Genomic DNA, 18,283 nt, shown 5'->3' with positions numbered 1-18,283 from the left:
GGTCGCCTTCCAGCAGACCGCTTCGTCCTTTCAATTGTATGAAAGCTGCCTGCCCAAAGGACAGACAGCATTTTTTAAATCGTGATTCCGATAGGCAATTGCAAGATCAATCCGCGTGCTCGCATCATTCGGAACGGGCGTGCTGCTTGCCGTCGCGATCGTAAGCCCCGACAATGGCAGCCACCAGAGGATGACGAACGACATCCTTCTCGGTGAAGCGCACCTTGATGACGCCTTCGACATCGTCCAGCACACGAAGCGCTTCCACGAGACCCGACTTCTGGCCCGGTGGAAGATCGATCTGGCTCGGATCTCCGGTCACGATCATGCGTGATCCTTCGCCGAGGCGGGTCAGGAACATCTTCATCTGCATGGAAGTCGTGTTCTGAGCTTCATCGAGAATGACTGCAGAATGCGCCAGCGTGCGTCCGCGCATAAAGGCCAGCGGCGCGATCTCGATCACGTTCGCAGTGATGGCACGCTCGACTTTATCGGCGGGCATCATGTCGTAAAGTGCATCGTAGAGCGGACGCAGATAGGGATCGACCTTCTCCTTCATGTCACCCGGCAGGAAGCCCAATCGTTCGCCTGCCTCGACAGCCGGACGCGACAGGATGATACGCTCGACGAGGCCGCGTTCAAGCAACATCGCCGCATGGGCGACGGCAAGATAGGTCTTGCCGGTACCGGCAGGTCCGACGCCGAGCACCAGCTCCGACCGATCGAGCGCGCGCATATAGGCGTCCTGCGTCGGCGTGCGGGCAAAGATTGTCTTCTTGCGCGTGGAAATCTGGGCTGCCGAAAGCTTGCCCTTGTTTTCCATGGTCGGTAGCGTCAACTGGTCATCGGCAGCGATTGCCATGCGCAATGCTCCGTCGACATCCGACGTCGTCAGCTCATGACCCTTTTGCAGCGTTTCATAAAGATGATCGAGCGTACGCCGCGCCTGCTCGGTCGCGGTCGGCTCGCCCCTGATCGAAAGCTGGTTCCCCTTGGAGCGGACATCCACGCCAAGCTTCTGTTCGATACGGGCCAGATTCTCATCGAACTGACCGTAAAGCGCGCTGGCAAAACGGTTGTTGTCGAAGGTGAGCACGATGTGGGCCATATCCGAGGCGCCGGTCGTCGGGCTTTTTTGCGTTTGATTGGTTGGCTTGGCAGACTTCAGCTTTTCCGTAGCGCTCAACCGTATCTCCTTAAAGCAGAATCTTGAAAAGTTGCAGACTTTTCAGACCAGATTCTGCGTGAACACAAACCGTTCACGCATTGCAATCACCGTCTCGACAGGATTACCGGCAAGCGACTCAAAACGCCGAAATTTTCTGCCTCAACACCATCATGCCTTCAGGTCAGTTTTTGCGCAATAAGGCTATTGGTGCCTGTGGACGTGATTTTCACATGAATTATGTCGCCAACGCTGTCGCTGCTGCCGTCGATGACGACCGGCAGAAGCCAGGGCGAGCGCCCTACCATCTGGCCCGCCTCACGGCCCGGCTTTTCGATGAGCACGTCCATCTCGCGACCGATCATGGAAGCTTGAAACGCATATTGCTGCTCGGACAGAAGCGCCTGGAGGCGCTGGAGGCGCTCATCCTTGACCGCTTCCTCCACATGACCATCAAGATCGGCACCCGGTGTTCCGGGGCGCGGCGAATATTTGAACGAATAGGCTTGCGCATAATTGACCGCGCGCACCAACTGCATCGTATCTTCGAAATCCTGATCGGTTTCGCCGGGGAAACCGACGATGAAATCACCCGACAGCGCCATATCCGGCCTGACTTCGCGGATGCGTTCGATCAGACGTACATATTCATCCGCCTTGTGGCGACGGTTCATCGCCTTGAGAATGCGGTCCGAGCCGGATTGCACCGGCAAATGCAGATAGGGCATCAACTGGCGCAGGTCACGGTGGGCGGCAATCAGACTGTCGTCCATGTCGCGTGGATGGCTTGTCGTGTAACGAAGACGGGCAACGCCCGGGATGCGCGCTAAGCGAAACAGAAGCTCGCCCAGTCCCCATTCGCGACCATCGTCGCCAGCACCGTGCCAGGCATTGACGTTCTGGCCAAGCAAGGTCAGTTCGCGCACGCCGCTATCAGCGAGACGCTCGGCCTCAGCCACGATCTGCTTCACGCTGCGCGAAACTTCGGAACCGCGCGTATAGGGCACCACACAGAAGGTACAGAACTTATCGCAGCCTTCCTGCACTGTCAGGAAAGCAGAAACACCGCGCTTGCGGGTTTCCTCACGCTTTGGCGACGGCAGATGCTCGAACTTGTCCTCCAGGGCATATTCGGTCTCGACAACCTTTTCGCCGCCGCGAACCCGTGCAAGCGCGTTCGGCAGCCGGTGATAGGTCTGCGGACCGATGACGAGATCGACATTTGGCGCGCGGCGAAGGATTTCCTGTCCTTCAGCCTGCGCCACGCATCCTGCAACGCCAATGGTCAGTTCCTTGCCATTCGCTTCGCGCGCGTCCTTCATCTTGCGTAGCCGGCCAAGCGCGGAATAGAGCTTTTCCGACGCCTTCTCGCGAATATGGCAAGTATTGAGCAGAACCAGATCGGCATCGTCCGGCGTATCGGTTGCGACATAGCCTTCCGCTGCAAGGCTGTCGGCCATACGCTGGCTATCGTAGACGTTCATCTGGCAGCCATAGGTTTTTACGAAAACCTTGCGCACATTGGGGCGCTCTGCCGTTGGTTCAAGATCGGTGATATTGTCGCTCATGCGCGGCTATCTACAGCTTTTGTCGTCATTTTGAAAGGTGACATTCTAGCCAAGCGGCTGAACGCCTGATCGAGCGGCTGTTATTCTTCCGGAATCTCGCGCCCCAGCAACGCACTTTGCAAAAGTGCGCGCACCCGGTTTTCCATCGTACGGGCCAGTGCCTTGCGGTCGGTCTTGGCGGTCACGACGACCGGTTCGCCGAAACGCACCTCGACATCGATGGCGCCCTCGCGCAAAATACCTTTCAGGTGCGGCATCAATTCGACGTCGCCCGGCCAAGAGGCGATCGGGCGGAAATAACGGCCCATCGCCATGCCGTGAACACCCGTATAGGCAACGGCAACCGGCTGAACCACGACTTCGGGTACATTGGCTTCCTTGATCGCAGCGTGTGCGGCACCGAAAAGCGCCGTCTTGAATGGCAGGACGCGATTACCATCCGATGTCGTGCCTTCTGCAAACAGCACCATCGCATCATCGGTTGCCAGCCGTTTGGCGATTTCCGATGTTTGTTCAGCCGTCTTGCCCCGCCGTTCCCGTTCCACGAAAACGGTCCGTTGCAAAACGGCGAACATACCGAAAACAGGCCACTTTCTGACTTCCGACTTGGCGATGAAGGATACCTGACCGACCGTCGATAGAACGATGATATCACTCCATGAGGTGTGATTGGCAACGAGCAGAAGCGGGCGTCCCTCATGCATCTGGCCGACAGTCTTGATGCGGAAGCCAAACAGGCGCGCGACGGTACGATGGAAAAAAGTCGGTAGACGTCGCTTCCAGCCATTCTTCAGTTTCAGGAATAGATACTGGAGCGGAATGAGCGACAAGCTCAACAAGGCCATAGCCGCAACAACGAGAAAGATGCGGATCGCTCCGATCATCGCGGCCCCGCCGATGCACGGCTCAGGTCGCGACGCAATATCAGCGCGGCCGAATGCCCATTCGCCGTTTCGTAATAAGCGGGTCTGTCGCCAACTTTCTGGAAGCCAAGACGGCGATAAAGCGCCTGTGCGGCAATATTCGCCTCATCCACTTCCAGAAAAAGCGTTTCAGCGCGCTCCTGATAGAGATGCCGCAACACAGCATCCATCAGCACGCGCCCGACGCCCTGACGCTGTAGATCGCGAGCAACGGCAATCGTCAGTATTTCCGCTTCTCCCGCAACCAGACGAGCCAGTACGAAGCCACAGGCGTCTTTCGGCTTACCTTCCAAACGAGCAACGAAGCCGAAAACCGTATCCTGCGCGATCAGCGACCTGAAATCATCGGAACTCCAGCCATGATGGAAAGCAACGGCGTGGATGCGCTGGATCGCATGACTGTCCTGTGCGCTCAGCGGTTCGACTGAAACCTGTCTGCGGCCAAAACGACCGAACGGCAAGCCCATCATCGGCTATTCTCCAGCCTGCCGGCGTGGCAAGGCAAACCCGACCTGCGGCTTCGCATCGGGTCCGCGCATATAAAGCGGCTTCGGTGCATCGCCCGGCTGGCGCGTGTATGCCAGACGCGCATAGATGCCGATTTTCGCCGTCGGTTCCACCGGACCTAAGGCGAAACGACTGCCGATGGCTTCATTGATCGCCGGTGCTGCAGAACCCGCGAGAACCGTGTTCTCCGCTTGGGACACTGCAAGCGCCTCGGCCTCTTCCCGCGACAGGACCAGAGGCTTCAGGTTCGGCCCACCTTCCGCATCGAATGCTTGCGCATAAATCTCGCCGCGATGCGCATCGAGGAGGATCAGCGCCGGCTTCCCCGGCCATAGGGCCTGCGTTTCCGCCGCCAGCGCTTCGAAAGCTGTAATACCGATGGCGGGAACACCCAGCGCCAGTGCAAAACCACGTGCCGCCGAAACACCGATACGAACACCGGTAAACGATCCCGGACCGATATTGACCGCCACTCGATCCATATCGCGAAGCGATAGTCTCGCCTCTGTCACTGCACGTTCAACGTAGTCCATCAATACTTCCGCATGCCCCTTGCCGATGTTTTCGCTCACATCGGCAAGCACGACATCGCCATCGGAGTTGTAGACGGCAACGGAACACCACGAAGCGGCAGTATCAAGCGCAAGTATCTTCATGTGCAACCGGGTAAATCAGATTTTGCGTCGCGACAAGCCAAGTCTTGCCCAAAGGCCGGATCGTGTTCGTTTTTAGCCATTCTCTTGGAACAAAAGCCGGCGATATGCATTTCGTCATCGGGTGCGGGAATGTTTTTGTGTTGTCCTGACGGCGACAAAGGCCCATCCGGCAATCGAACCTCATAAGGATCTGGCGGGTTCGTTTGCGTTTGGAATAGCTGCCCGTGACTATGAGCGATACTCCCCCAGTCGCTTCAAGCCGGATCGAGCAAAAGGATATGAGGATAAAATGTCCAAGAAGTCGATGCATGCAACCCGCAACGATCTTCCTTCCAACACGAAGACGACAATGATCGCGCTGTTGAATGAAAACCTCGCCGCGACAATCGATCTTGCCCTCATCACAAAGCAGGCGCACTGGAACCTCAAGGGGCCGCAGTTCATCGCCGTCCATGAGATGCTCGACGGTTTCCGCGACGATCTCGACGAACATGTCGATACGATTGCCGAGCGCGCCGTACAGATCGGCGGGACGGCCTATGGCACCACGCAGGTCGTGGCCAAGGAAAGTAAGCTCAAGCCATATCCGACCGATATCTATGCCGTTCACGACCATCTGCTTGCCCTGATCGAACGCTATGGCGATGTTGCCAATCTCTTGCGCAAATCGATCAAGGATGCGGACGATGCAGGCGACGACGATACAGCGGATATTTTTACCGCCGCATCCCGCAGTCTCGACAAGGCATTATGGTTCCTGGAAGCCCATGTTCAGGAAAAGAACTGACCTCACAAATGCAATGAAAAGGCCGGGCAATTCCCGGCCTTTTCTGTTCCTCGATAGTTAGAGCATTTCCTGTTTTGATTGAATCATTGGAAATGCTCTATCCATTTGTTTTTACGCATGTCTTTATCCCGAAACCGGTTCCCACTTTCGGGAGACATGCTCTAGTTAGCCCATTCGCCGCTTCGCATCACCGGTTCGCGAGTTCCATTCGGGTTGATGCCATCGACGTCGATCTGGCCAGAGCCGATCATCCAGTCGATATGGATGAGACTTGAATTGCCACCTTGCGCCTTGATCTGTTCCGGCGTGAGGTTTGCGCCATCGACAAAGCATTTGGAATAGCACTGGCCGAGCGCAATGTGGCTTGCAGCATTTTCATCGAACAAGGTGTTGTAGAACAGAAGCCCGCCCTGCGAGATCGGCGAGGAATGCGGCACAAGTGCCACTTCACCCAGACGACGGGCGCCTTCATCCGTATCCAGCACTTTGTTGAGAACTTCTTCACCGCGACTGGCCTTCGCCTCGACGATCCGTCCGCCTTCAAAGCGAACCGCAATATTCTCGATCAGGGTGCCCTGATGCGACAGAGGTTTGGTACTCGTCACATACCCCTCGACACGCAGTGCATGAGGCGTGGTGAATACCTCCTCCGTCGGAATGTTCGGATTGCAGGTGATACCATTTTTCGCGGTGGAAGCACCGCCGTGCCATTCATGACCATCAGCAAGTCCGACCGTCAGGTCGGTGTTCGGGCCTTTGAAATACAAGGCGCTATAAGTCTTGCCGTTCAGGAAGCGGGTGCGCGTACGAAGCGCTGCATTGTGTGCCGCCCAGGCGCCGACCGGATCGCCAACATCGACACGTGAAGCCGCGAAGATTGCTTCGGCCAGCTCGTGGGTCGCAATGTCTTCCGGTTCGTTTGGAAACATGAGCTTCGCCCATGCCGGGTTGGGATAGGAGACGATGTTCCAGTTGATGTCGAAACCGGCGATCTTCTCGAGTGCCGGCTGATAAGCCTTCGAATTGGCGCGGTTGGCACGTGAAACCTTGGCCGGATCCTGGCTGGAAAGGAGCATGGGATTATCGGCTGCGATGGCCAGTCGAGCGGCACCATCCGAATAGGCCTTTGCCATGCCTTCATAAAGCCAGTTTGCTGCGCGGTCGAAACTCGCGTCAGGTGCGTTCTCGTAACGAGCGAGCGCCATTTCATCGTCCGCGAAGAATGGCGTTACCAAACCGGCGCCAGCCTTGTAGGCATGTTTGGCGATGAGGCGAACCAGCGGCAGCGCGACGACCGGTGCCGTGATGACGAGATCTTGTCCCTCGCGCAATTGCAGGCCAACGCGAACAGCGACTTCCGCCAGACGTTCAAGTTTCACCGGGTCGATGATTGGGTTCAGCTTTTCATGAGCCATGGGTGGAAGACCTCTTTGGATATGGAATCACTGATAGTTTATCAGACGGCATAATTTCACCACCTTTTTTCCTGCCATTGCGCTATAGTATTCATGCGGCCAGTTGCAGAAGAAAGCAGTTAGTAATGAATAAGAAAGTGCTTATCTTGCTGGGCATTACAGGTCTGCTTGCAGGCTGCGTGACCATGACGCCCGAACAACGCCGCGCCGCCGACGAACAGACCTGCCGCAGCTATGGTTTCAAGGCCAAGACCGACGCTTTCGCCAATTGCCTCATGCGATTAGACCTCGATCGCAGAGCCGATCGGCGCGCCTGGCAGAACCAGGTCGATTTCTACGACACACCGATGGTGATCTATCGTCCAATCTACCGGCCTTGAATCCAGCACCGGAAAGCGACGGCAGCCAGCCATGAAATCAAAACGCCGATCTGAATGAAATCAGACCGGCGTTTCAGTTTATCCGAGTATAAAAATGCTTCTTATAACGGTGCTTCCGGGCGGTCCTGAGACAGAAGGAGCGCGCCGATGGCGTCAACCTGCTTCTGGCTTGCAGGGGCATAGCCGAGTGATGTCGCCTGCGGAGCAGTCGTATCGAATTGCGACTGGTAGGAGGCCATCTGCACAGGCTGTTCCTGTTGAGGCGCTGCAACACCGCGATGGCGCGCCAGGCGGTCGCCACGAGCCTGCGGACCAGCACCGACATTCTGTTCGACGCTTTGAGCCTTTACAGCTTCCGCGAGCGCCACCTGAACGGTTGGTTCCGTTCCCGGAACCGGGCCAGTCTGCCGCAGGGTCACGTCATAAGACGGATCCTGCGGAAGGGACGGCGATTGTGGTGAATAGGCCAGAGCGAGGTTGTATGGATCCTGCGGAACCGGGCTTTGCAGCGAGCCGTCGCGATTACGCTTCTCGTAGAAGGAATTGCCACCCGCAACGAGCACATAATGCATGTTGTTATAGGGGAATTTCAGGCCAGCCGTGTGGAAGAACATGGCATTCTTCAACTTTGGATGCCGTTCTCCTTTGAGGACTGCGTCGGCGGCGGCCTGGACGTCCGGCAGCGCTTTGGAATTCATTTGGCGTGAAAGAACACCAGGTGCAAACTGGTTCTTCTGACCGACGACACCACAAATCGTATCCGGATAACGGCCCGATGCGAGGCGGTTCATGACAACCGTGCCGACAGCCAGAAGGCCATCGGAACTCGAACGGTTAGATTCGAAGAACATCGCACGCTCAAGACAATTCTTGTCCCGTGCGGTGTAGGTATAGGTCTTCACGCCATTGACGGTCTTGACGTGGCTTGCCGCCGTCTTTTCCGAATTGGCTTTTCCCGAGGTTCCGGTCGTCGTGCAACCGGTCACCACGAAAGGCGCAACCACTAGCCCGATAAGAACGGGCAATTTCCACTTCGCGGCGCGCGTCAATGGCTTAGTCTCATATTAGGACCCTTAACTGATCCAGTCATCCGTTCGGGCAAACACATCTGGAACGATGCGCTCGAACGTTTGACTGCGGTGCAAGTCAAAGAGGACGAAGATCAAAATCACACGCCCTACTGTCGCTCAATCGAATTCAAGGTTTTGGAATTTTTAGGCCAAAAAAAGGCGAAGGGTCAAATCCCAACAATGCTGAGAACGGCTGAAACGTCCGAAAACAATTCCGAATCGAGAGTGCGAATATGCCTACAAGCCCTTTAAATATATTAACAATTTCTTAACGTGACCTATCAATTCAGATAAGATATTGATTTAATGAGATTCAAAGTCTCGCAATACACGCCATATCGCTGCCTTAATTCGCTTTTGCTTGCGCAGTTTTTGCAAGCACATTCGTGGTGTTTCAAATGATCTACGGAATTTCTGTTCAGAGAGAGGTTCCGTTGCTCCATGTCAACTTTGGAAACAGATGTGTAACATCGCGTGAGATCGGGTTTTCGACGCCTGTTTCGACCGTCCCAATGCGAATCGGACGAGCCCGATCTGCGCATCACAACGCTTCGCCGCAAGCAAAGACGGTCCACCACGAGAGCCGTGGCGGACCGGATAAGTTCAATTCCTGAAATCGTGGATGACAGCGTCGATCAGCCGAAAGAATAACCGGCGCCGCGGACCGTGCGGATCAGATCAAGTGCGCGACCAACATTGATCGCCTTGCGCAACCGTCCGACATGAACGTCCACAGTGCGATCGTCCACATAGATATCCGGTCCCCATACTCCATCGAGAAGCTGGCTTCGCGAGAAAACACGACCAGGCGACATCATGAAATATTCGAGCAGGCGGAATTCCGTCGGCCCAAGGCGAACTTCCTTTTCCTTGCGATAGACACGATGCTGCTGGCGGTCGAGAACGAGATCCCCCACTTTCAGCACGTGAGAAAGAATGCTTGGATTGGACCGGCGCAGCATCGCCTTGACGCGCGCCAGAAGTTCCGGTGTCGAAAATGGCTTCACGACATAATCGTCCGCGCCGACGCTCAAGCCGCGAACACGCTCGCTTTCCTCGCCACGCGCCGTCAGCATGATGATCGGCAGACGCTCCGTTTCAGGCCATTGACGCAGGCGGCGGCAAAGCTCGATGCCCGATACGCCTGGCAGCATCCAGTCCAGAATGAGCAGATCCGGCACGTTCTCGCGCAAGGCGATTTCGGCCTCGTCGCCGCGCAGCATCGTATCGACCTGGTAGCCCTCAGCCTCGAGATTGTAGCGAAGCAGAACGCTCAGCGCCTCTTCGTCTTCTACCACAGCGATTTTGGGTGCCTGTGACATCCAGTATTTCCCTATCCAAATTCGGCGGGCGGTGGATACAATCCCCCAATCGACCGCGTGCCGCCGCGCTATTCACTCATTCTCAACCGCCGGACCGAAGTTCGGCCGACTGTGGTTCAGGGTTTACGCGCCTCATCCACGACTATGCCGTGGCTCAGGTCTTCCTTGGGCCGTTCGGCCGGCATTTGCAGGCCGGTCACAATGTAATAGACGGTCTCCGCGATGTTGGTCGCATGATCGCCGATGCGCTCGATGTTCTTCGCGCAGAATAGAAGATGCGTGCAGGCGGAAATATTGCGCGGATCCTCCATCATGTAGGTAAGCAGTTCGCGGAACAGCGACGTGTACATGGCGTCAATCTCGTCATCACGATCGCGAACGACATTGATCTGCTGCACTGACCGCGACGCATAGGCGTCGAGCACATCCTTGAGCTGGGTCAGCGCCAGTTCGGCCAGCGTTTCAAGCCCGCGATAGAGCTTTACCGGCTGGCGTGATTCCGAAACGGCGGCAACGCGCTTGGCAATGTTCTTACCCAGATCGCCCACGCGCTCCAGATCGGCGGAGATACGGATCGAGCCGATGATCTCGCGCAAGTCCACAGCCATGGGCTGACGCTTGGCGATAATCATCACGGCCTTGTCGTCAATCTCGCGCTCACTGGCATCGAGGATGAGATCGTCGGAGATAACGCGTTGTGCAAGCGCATTGTCCGCATTGACGATAGCGGCGACCGACTGCTCGACCATACGTTCCGCATGTCCGCCCATTTCGGCGATCTTATGGGTGAGAAACTTCAATTCCTCATCGTAGGAGCGAACGGTATGCTGAGACGGCATAGTAGACCTCGTAATATAAATTGCGGGGAAGCCGCACTGTCTATCTGTTTGAGCGCAGTTCCGGATTAGCCAAAGCGTCCGGTGATGTAGTCCTGCGTGCGCTTTTCGGTCGGCGCGGTGAACATGGTTTCCGTGTCGCCCACTTCGACCAGATTGCCGAGATGGAACATGGCAGTGCGCTGCGAAACGCGGGCGGCCTGCTGCATGGAGTGGGTGACGATCACGATCGTGTAGTTCTGGCGCAGTTCGTCGATCAGCTCCTCCACCTTGGCGGTAGCAATCGGGTCGAGCGCCGAGCAAGGTTCGTCCATGAGAATGACTTCCGGGCTCACTGCAATCGCGCGCGCAATGCAGAGGCGCTGCTGCTGGCCACCGGAAAGGCCCGTGCCCGCATCGTGCAGACGGTCCTTCACTTCCTCGAACAAGCTTGCCTTCTGCAGGCTCGTCACGACGATTTCCTCCAGATCGGCCTTGGTACGGGCCAGACCGTGAATGCGCGGGCCGTAGGCGACATTTTCATAAATCGACTTCGGAAACGGATTCGGCTTCTGGAACACCATGCCAACGCGGGCGCGCAATTCGACGACATCGATCTTCGGATCGTAGATGTCCTCATTGTCGAGCGTGATCTTGCCGCCGACCTTGCAGCCTTCAATCGTATCGTTCATGCGATTGAGCGAACGCAGGAAAGTAGACTTGCCACAACCGGAGGGGCCGATCAGCGCCGTGACCATCTGTTCCTGGATTTCCAGATCGACGTCGAACAGCGCCTGCTTCTCACCATAAAATACGCAGACCTTGTCGCCGCGCATCTTTATGGAATTGGCGTTGGCGTTCATTTTTTCTCCTACGGCTTTCTCGAGAGATCGTTCGGTCATCAGATTCATAGCTTTCGACTCCCGTTTACCAGCGGCGCTCGAAGCGGCGGCGCAGAATGATTGCTGCAATGTTCATCACGGCAAGGAACAGAAGCAGGACGATGATAGCGCCTGACGTGCGTTCCACAAAGGCACGTTCTGCTTCGTTTGCCCACATATAGATCTGGACCGGCAGAGCGGTCGAAGGGTCCATCGGTGTCGACGGAACGTCGGCAACGAAAGCCACCATGCCGATCAGCAGAAGCGGCGCGGTTTCACCAAGCGCATGGGCGAGGCCAATAATGGTACCGGTCAGAATGCCAGGTGCGGCAAGCGGCAGGACATGGTGGAACACCATCTGCGTTTTCGAGGCGCCAAGGCCAAGAGCCGCAGAGCGGATCGATGGCGGCACGGCGCGAAGGGCAGCGCGGGTCGCGATGATGATGGTGGGAAGCGTCATCAACGTCAGCACCAGTCCACCAACCAGCGAAGCCGAGCGCGGCAGGCCGAAGAAATTGATGAAGACCGCAAGTCCAAGCAGACCGAACACGATGGACGGAACCGCTGCCAGATTGTTGATGTTCACCTCGATCATATCGGTGAACCGGTTTTTCTTGGCGAACTCTTCCAGATAGATCGAAGCAGCAACGCCGATAGGCAGCGACAGGCCGAGAACGATCAGCATCATGTAGAGCGAACCGACCAGCGCAACGCCAAGACCAGACGTCTCCGGACGGCTGGAAGCGCCGAAGGTGAAGAGACCGGTGTTGAAGGCCTCCTTCATCACGCCTTCTTCCGAAAGCGTCTTCATCCAGCCAACCTGACGGTCCGAAACCTTGCGGCTCGTCTCTGGCACGGAGAGGTCGATCTGCCCTTTGAAGGCGGAATCGATGTCGGCGCCCGCCAGAACCGGAACGGTCTGGGTCGTGCCGATGAGCGACGGATTATCCATCACTATTCTGCGCAACTGAATGCGTACGCCGTCGGAATAGAAGCGGCCCAGATCGCGCATTGCCGGACGATCTGTGGTCGAAACACCGAGCTTTTCCGCAAGGGCGTCGCGCACCAGCAGCGGATAGTTGGCCGTGATCAGCACATTCGGATCGGTTGCGCGCTTGTTGCCCGGGTCGATGACCTGCTCGTTGAGCTTGACCGGCAGATAAAGCGTTGTCTGCCAGAAGGCCGTATAGCCCTTGGAAAAGACCGAAAACAGGAGCGCGCAGAGGAAGAACACGCCGATGGAAATCGCTGCAATACCGTAGTAGCGGAAGCGACGTTCAGCGGCATAGCGACGTTTGATTCCGATATCGCGGCGTGCCGGTCGTACCGTCGTGCCGCTGGTGTTGAGGGTCGTATCGGTCATTATTCGTACTGCTCCCGGTACTTGCGCACGATATGCAGCGCAAAGATATTCATAATCAGCGTCAGGACGAAAAGCGTGATGCCGAGCGCAAATGCCACCAGCGTTTGCGGCGAGTTGAACTCAAGGTCACCGGTGAGCTGGTTGACGATTTTCACCGTGATGGTGGTCATCGCCTCGAAGGGGTTGATGTTGATACGGGCCGCAACGCCTGCCGCCAGAACCACGATCATGGTTTCACCGATAGCGCGGGATGCAGTCATCAAAAGCGCACCGACGATGCCGGGCAGAGCAGCCGGAAGGATCACGCGCTTAATGGTTTCAGAGTGGGTTGCACCGAGACCGAGCGAACCGTCGCGCAACGTCTGCGGCACGGCGGTGATGATGTCATCGGAAAGCGACGATACGAACGGGATCAGCATCACGCCCATCACGAGACCTGCGGTGAGAACGCTCTGCGCCATGATAAAGCCCTGCCCTCCCGCAATGGCAATCGAAAGATCGCGCAGAAATGGCCCGACAGTCACAAGGGCGAAGAAGCCGTAGACGATGCTGGGAATACCGGCCAGAAGTTCGAGGACCGGTTTTACAACCGTGCGCACTCTTGGTGACGCATATTCTGCCATATAGATGGCCGAAAACAATCCGACAGGAACCGCGAACAGCATGGCCACAAGCGCGATATAGAGCGTACCGGCCAGAAGCGGGATGAGACCGAACTGGCCCGTTTCGCCACCTGAACCGGCAGCGGCAAAGCGTGGGTCCCAGACTGTGCCGAAGAAGAATTCCCACGGCGAAACGGATTGGAAGAAGCTGATCGTCTGGAACAGCATCGAGCAGATGATGCCGACGGTCGTCAGGATGGCGATGCCGGACGCGGCGATCAGGCCCCAGAGAACGATCCGTTCGACATTGTTGCGCGCGCGCATGCGGCGGCTGATCGTGGAAAGGCCGAAGATCAGGCCTGCAATGGCGATCACCAGGGAAACAGCAGAACCGATGGTGTGCGTCAGCGCTGTTGCCTTTTTCAGATAAAGCGCGATCGGCACCATGTAATCCTGGCCTTCGGTCGCGAGCGCCACGCCCTTGGATGCCAGAAGTGTGCGGGCGTCCTGATAAGTCGACGGAAAATTTTCCAGTTCGGCAGGCGTCAGCCGGTCAAGCCCGTTGGCGAGGCCCCGCACCATGCCGAGCTGCAGGCTGCGATTGGTAAAGGAACCGCCCTCGACGGCGTCCGGCAGACGCGCGGTCGCACTGTGATCGAGATAAACCGACGTTCCAACGGCCCAAACAGCGAGAAACAGAACTGCAGGCAATGCAGAAACGAGGAAAACCCACCAGCCATGATAATGCGGGCGGGAATGCATTTTCTCGGTCCGCGAGGCTTGCGCGGAAGCAGACTGGATCTTGTCCAGCGCAACGGCACGCTGCCGGCCTATGAAGAATCCAATCAGCCCGATTGCAACGATACTGACGAGAACCAGAAAGAAGGACATTCAATTTCCCCGGTTGCCCTGATGATTTGGACCAGCAGCAGGTGCAGCTTCCACCCTTATGCCGTTCCACGCGGATGCGCCTGTCTTAGTGCAAAGGCGCGAAAGGAGAAGAACGCGGAGATTTGTCATCCCCGCGTTCCACAGATTAAAACTTACTTCGCAGCCATCGTCTTGCCGTCGGAGAAGGCAGCGCGCTGTGCTTCACGTTCTGCATCCGGAGCTGGAACCAGGCCGTATTCGGCAAGCGGGCCGTCAGGACCGATCATCTGATCGTTCAGGAAGAACTCAACATATTCCTTGAGACCCGGGATAACGCCGAGGTGAGCCTTCTTCACGTAGAAGAACAGCGGGCGCGACACCGGATATTCACCCGAAGCGACGGTTTCAGCCGACGGCGTGATGTCGTTGACGGTGGCAACCTTCAGCTTGTCGGCGTTGTTTTCGAAGAAGTAGAGGCCGAAAATGCCAACGCCGGTCTTGTTGGAGTCGATGCGGGCCAGAGTTTCGGCATAGTCGCCGTCGATGTCGACAGCCTTGCCGTCCTTGCGCACTGCGATACAGGCGGAAGCGGCAGCCTTGTCATCGAGACCGGCCTTCTTGATTTCATCCAGAGCGCCGGAGTGCTCGCAACCATCGGCGAGAACTTTTTCTTCGAACACTTCACGGGTGCCGTGCTTTTCGCCCGGGATATACGCAGCGATATCCCAATCCGGAAGGTTCGGGTTGACCTGGTTCCACTTGGTGTTCGGATTGTCGACCAGCTTGCCGTCGACGACCAGCTTGGCTGCGAGAGCCTTGTAGACATCTTCCGGCTTCAGCTTCCAATCCGGACCCTTGGCGTCGGTCGCGAAGACGATACCGTCATAGCCGAAGCGCACTTCCTGAACGTCCTTGACGCCAGCGTCGATGCAGGACTTCAGTTCTGAGTCCTTCATGGCGCGCGATGCATTGGCGATATCGATGGTGTTTTCACCGACGCCCTTGCAGAATTCCTTGATGCCTGCGCCCGAACCGCCCGATTCAACAACCGGCGTCTTGAAGTTCGGGAAGGTTTCGCCGAACGTCTCGGCAACGATTTTTGCATAAGGCAGAACGGTCGAGGAACCGGCAACCTGAATCTGATCGCGCGCCTGAGCGGCGGAAACCGACATAACGGCAGCGATGGCAAGCGCTGCGGTCGAGGAAATCATCTTGTTCATGAGCTGCGGCTCCTGTTGTAAAAGACATATGACGATGTGGCGTCGTTAGCCCTCTACGCGCTCTATATTACATTCATATGACACTATTGTTACAGGTTTGTATCAGAGCCGCTTGCCAGTGATTTTGTGGGGTTTTGCCGGGCTTTGAACCGGCAAAGATTTCAACCTCTAGAAATGCGGCAAACGCGCACCCAGAGCCTCTATGCCGGAAACATCGACATTGGCGAAGGCAAAGCGTAGAAATGCCTCCTGCTCCTCACCGAAGAACTGGCCTGGCAAGGTGACGATGCCAAGCGACTTTGCAAGACGTTCGGCAACCTCGACGGACGAGACATCCGGATAGGGATGACGAACGAAAGCGAAATAAGCGCCGACCGCCTCCACATGCCAGCCTTCGAGATTAGCCATGACCGACCGCAACGCCGAGGCACGCCTTGCGATCTCGCCACGATTATCGTCACGCCAGCCGCTCAAAGGTTCTAAGGCGCGCGCGACAGCAATCTGCGGCGCGCGGCTTGCGCATATCTGCAAATTGTCCATGACTTTTGCGACATTCTCGACCATCGCCTCGCCCGCGACAATCGCGCCAAGCCGGTGCCCCGGAATGCAGAATGATTTTGAAAAGCTGTAAAGCTGGATCAGATGCGACGGCCAGTCCGCCTCGTCAAAAAGCCGGTGCGGGGGCTTATTGGCGTTGGCCAGAAAATCACGATAAGTCTCGTCAAGAATAAGCCATGTCCCATTGTCGCGGCAAAGCCGATAAATCTCGGACAAAAGCCCGACTGGATAAATCGCCCCGGTTGGATTGTTGGGAGAAACGAGCGCCAGTGCCGCGATGCCCGGACGGAGCGCAGCCCGGACGTCCTCCACGCTGGGGATGAAACCATTCTGGGCATGGCAGGGTACCGAGCCCGATGTGACGCCGAGCATTTCCAGTGACGAACGATGGTTGAAATAGAACGGATCGGTCGTCAGAACCGTATCACCGCTTTGCGCCACACACATGATGGCGGCGATAAAGGCCTGATTGCAGCCAGATGTAATGTGGACGTTGGATGGGGCAATCTGCGCACGATAAAGCTGGCCGACATGTGCTGCATAGGCTTCGCGCAGAATCCGTTCGCCCTCGATCGGACCGTAACCGGCGGAAGCGACCGAGCCTGCCGCCTCGCCGAGAAAGCGCAGCATATCGGGATGTGGGGGATAGCCGGGGACTGCCTGCGACAGATCAATCAGCGCACCATGCGAACCGTCATAGTTCCGCGCCCAGGCTTGTACCGCGGGAATGGGCGGCACGGAAAGACGATCGATCAGCGGATTGACGACAGGCAAAGACATTGGCGGCTCCCATTTTTGTTAGCCACTCTTATCGTGAACGCTTGCATGGTTGAAGGTATTAATCGCTTGGACGCGAAAGTACATAAGCAGCGGAACCGAGCATGAAGACCGTAACAACTGTGGCCAGCAGCCAGCCGGGTTTCGCCCCCCACCAGAACAGGCCATAACCGACCGTCATGCCGATACAGGCATAAAGCTTTGCGCGCGGCGGGATGGCTCCACGCTCGCGCCATTTAATGACCAGCGGACCAAAACGCTGATCGGCAAGCAGACGCGCTTCTAGTTTCGGCGATGATCGCGCAAAGAACCACGCGGCAAAAATGATGAAGATCGTGGTCGGCATAACCGGCAGGAAGGCACCGATAATACCAAGCCCCAGCATGAGGAAACCAAGACAAAGATAGAGTATCCGCTTACCCGTTGAAATTGCGGGCGAAGCGGTTTCGATCCTGTCTTTTTCCTGGTGATCCTGCATGGCGTTCCGTCGTCTGATCCGCACGCTTATAGCAGGAATTTCGCGCTTTCGTGCAGGTTCACAGCAGTCAAAGAAACGTCATCGCACCGTCACTCAACCCCTGTGGATAACTTTTGAGGCTCGGTAAGAATTTATGAAACACAGTCATAAATTGCAATCTTCCCCCAAAATGCCTTATTTCGTCAACTTTGGCACAATATCCCAAAACTTGCCTTACAAATAGAAATTGCAATTCGAACGCGCCAGACCGGCAACCGGCCAAGCAGATTTTCTTGCAATCAGCATGCGAAAACAAGGCATAGCAAAGGCTTATCGCTGATTCCTAACGAATCGTAAACGATTTTACAGCAACGAAGCTGAATCTTTCCTAATATTCCTTGGTTATGTTTATGTCTTTAAGTAAACAACGCTCAGTATAGGATGATTTTCCCGACGCGATATAGATTCAGATATCGTACAATGTTCTCATTCGAACCACGCCATCGCCACATTTAGATTCCAGTTCGCAATTGTCTTTCTCAGTAACAACTGTGGGACACCCCGTTAACAACTAGTGGATCTGGCATGACTTTCAAGACCCGTATGGCTATGCTTGCCGTTGCGGCAACCGGTCTTCTCGCGGCCACCGCAATCGAGGCTTCAGCACAGCAATGCGGCGGTGCCTCCTGGTACGCCCTCACTTCCCGCACGGCTTCAGGTGAACGTATGAACCCGTCCGGTCTGACCGCAGCGCACCGCACCCTGCCGCTTGGCAGCAAGGTCAAGGTTACCAATCAGAGAAACGGCAAGTCGCTCGTCGTGCGCATCAATGATCGCGGCCCGTTCATCAAAGGACGCGTCCTCGACCTGTCCAAAGGTGCCGCAGGCCGTCTCGGCTTCATCGGCGCAGGGCACACCAAGGTCTGCTTCACGCCTCTGTGATTTCA

General features: G+C 56.5%; 18 protein-coding genes. 3 read left to right on the top strand and 15 right to left on the bottom strand.

Annotation, left to right across the window (positions count from 1 at the left end):
* Nucleotides 1-124: 124 nt before the first annotated feature.
* From FIB18_RS10235 to tsaB, 5 genes are all read right to left on the bottom strand, one after another.
* Nucleotides 125-1,186, bottom strand: a complete 1,062-nt coding sequence (locus FIB18_RS10235; protein WP_174977410.1) for a PhoH family protein — start codon at nucleotides 1,184-1,186, stop codon at nucleotides 125-127.
* Nucleotides 1,187-1,344: 158 nt separating this feature from the next.
* A complete protein-coding gene (miaB, locus tag FIB18_RS10230; RefSeq protein ID WP_140020604.1) occupies nucleotides 1,345-2,733 on the bottom strand; it encodes a tRNA (N6-isopentenyl adenosine(37)-C2)-methylthiotransferase MiaB in 1,389 nt (462 codons plus the stop codon).
* A gap of 80 nt (nucleotides 2,734-2,813) precedes the next feature.
* A complete protein-coding gene (locus FIB18_RS10225) occupies nucleotides 2,814-3,617 on the bottom strand; it encodes a lysophospholipid acyltransferase family protein (RefSeq protein ID WP_140020603.1) in 804 nt (267 codons plus the stop codon).
* Nucleotides 3,614-4,126, bottom strand: coding sequence for a ribosomal protein S18-alanine N-acetyltransferase (gene rimI, locus FIB18_RS10220; RefSeq protein WP_140020602.1), 513 nt, complete (start codon nucleotides 4,124-4,126; stop codon nucleotides 3,614-3,616). The genes FIB18_RS10225 and rimI overlap by 4 nt, the downstream gene beginning before the upstream one ends.
* A 3-nt stretch (nucleotides 4,127-4,129) precedes the next feature.
* Nucleotides 4,130-4,819, bottom strand: coding sequence for a tRNA (adenosine(37)-N6)-threonylcarbamoyltransferase complex dimerization subunit type 1 TsaB (gene tsaB, locus FIB18_RS10215; RefSeq protein ID WP_140020601.1), 690 nt, complete (start codon nucleotides 4,817-4,819; stop codon nucleotides 4,130-4,132).
* Nucleotides 4,820-5,108: 289 nt separating this feature from the next.
* On the opposite strand from tsaB, the gene dps reads away from it, so the two are divergent.
* Complete coding sequence (dps, locus tag FIB18_RS10210) at nucleotides 5,109-5,606, top strand: DNA starvation/stationary phase protection protein Dps (RefSeq protein ID WP_140020600.1); 498 nt, start codon at nucleotides 5,109-5,111, stop codon at nucleotides 5,604-5,606.
* Between the two features lie 161 nt (nucleotides 5,607-5,767).
* On the opposite strand, the gene FIB18_RS10205 is transcribed toward dps, so the two are convergent.
* Entirely contained in the window at nucleotides 5,768-7,021 is a 1,254-nt protein-coding gene (locus FIB18_RS10205) for an aminopeptidase (RefSeq protein WP_140020599.1), read from the bottom strand.
* Nucleotides 7,022-7,146: 125 nt separating this feature from the next.
* Here FIB18_RS10205 and FIB18_RS10200 point away from each other — a divergent pair, with 125 nt between their 5' ends.
* Nucleotides 7,147-7,401, top strand: coding sequence for a hypothetical protein (locus tag FIB18_RS10200; RefSeq protein ID WP_140020598.1), 255 nt, complete (start codon nucleotides 7,147-7,149; stop codon nucleotides 7,399-7,401).
* A gap of 101 nt (nucleotides 7,402-7,502) precedes the next feature.
* Here the strand turns inward: FIB18_RS10200 and FIB18_RS10195 are convergent, their stop codons facing one another.
* The 9 genes from FIB18_RS10195 to FIB18_RS10150 all read right to left on the bottom strand — a co-directional run bounded on the left by FIB18_RS10195 (nucleotide 7,503) and on the right by FIB18_RS10150 (nucleotide 17,357).
* The gene (locus FIB18_RS10195; RefSeq protein ID WP_140020597.1) at nucleotides 7,503-8,450 is read right to left on the bottom strand and encodes a cell wall hydrolase; all 948 of its coding nucleotides are present in this window, start codon (nucleotides 8,448-8,450) and stop codon (nucleotides 7,503-7,505) included.
* 656 nt (nucleotides 8,451-9,106) lie between these two features.
* Nucleotides 9,107-9,793, bottom strand: a complete 687-nt coding sequence (phoB, locus tag FIB18_RS10185) for a phosphate regulon transcriptional regulator PhoB (protein ID WP_105543056.1) — start codon at nucleotides 9,791-9,793, stop codon at nucleotides 9,107-9,109.
* Nucleotides 9,794-9,909: 116 nt separating this feature from the next.
* The gene (phoU, locus tag FIB18_RS10180; protein ID WP_006468129.1) at nucleotides 9,910-10,632 is read right to left on the bottom strand and encodes a phosphate signaling complex protein PhoU; all 723 of its coding nucleotides are present in this window, start codon (nucleotides 10,630-10,632) and stop codon (nucleotides 9,910-9,912) included.
* A gap of 65 nt (nucleotides 10,633-10,697) precedes the next feature.
* Nucleotides 10,698-11,471, bottom strand: a complete 774-nt coding sequence (pstB, locus tag FIB18_RS10175; protein WP_168436390.1) for a phosphate ABC transporter ATP-binding protein PstB — start codon at nucleotides 11,469-11,471, stop codon at nucleotides 10,698-10,700.
* Between the two features lie 64 nt (nucleotides 11,472-11,535).
* Entirely contained in the window at nucleotides 11,536-12,852 is a 1,317-nt protein-coding gene (pstA, locus tag FIB18_RS10170; RefSeq protein ID WP_140020594.1) for a phosphate ABC transporter permease PstA, read from the bottom strand.
* Nucleotides 12,852-14,345 carry a phosphate ABC transporter permease subunit PstC gene (gene pstC, locus FIB18_RS10165; protein ID WP_140020593.1) on the bottom strand — a complete coding sequence of 498 codons (1,494 nt, stop codon included), beginning with the start codon at nucleotides 14,343-14,345 and terminating at the stop codon, nucleotides 12,852-12,854. The genes pstA and pstC overlap by 1 nt, the downstream gene beginning before the upstream one ends.
* Nucleotides 14,346-14,497: 152 nt before the next feature.
* On the bottom strand, nucleotides 14,498-15,544 hold the full coding sequence (locus tag FIB18_RS10160; RefSeq protein WP_140020592.1) for a PstS family phosphate ABC transporter substrate-binding protein: 1,047 nt from the start codon (nucleotides 15,542-15,544) through the stop codon (nucleotides 14,498-14,500).
* Between the two features lie 168 nt (nucleotides 15,545-15,712).
* On the bottom strand, nucleotides 15,713-16,876 hold the full coding sequence (locus tag FIB18_RS10155) for an aminotransferase (protein ID WP_174977417.1): 1,164 nt from the start codon (nucleotides 16,874-16,876) through the stop codon (nucleotides 15,713-15,715).
* 64 nt (nucleotides 16,877-16,940) lie between these two features.
* Nucleotides 16,941-17,357: a YbaN family protein gene (locus FIB18_RS10150; RefSeq protein WP_140020590.1), complete on the bottom strand. Its 417-nt coding sequence runs from the start codon at nucleotides 17,355-17,357 to the stop codon at nucleotides 16,941-16,943.
* A 564-nt stretch (nucleotides 17,358-17,921) separates the two neighbouring features.
* Here FIB18_RS10150 and FIB18_RS10140 point away from each other — a divergent pair.
* Nucleotides 17,922-18,278: a septal ring lytic transglycosylase RlpA family protein gene (locus FIB18_RS10140; RefSeq protein ID WP_006468123.1), complete on the top strand. Its 357-nt coding sequence runs from the start codon at nucleotides 17,922-17,924 to the stop codon at nucleotides 18,276-18,278.
* Nucleotides 18,279-18,283: the final 5 nt, after the last annotated feature.

Source organism: Brucella pecoris (assembly GCF_006376675.1).
In the GTDB taxonomy this organism is placed as follows: Bacteria; Pseudomonadota; Alphaproteobacteria; order Rhizobiales; family Rhizobiaceae; genus Brucella; species Brucella pecoris.
This window is presented reverse-complemented; position numbering and strand designations above follow the sequence as displayed.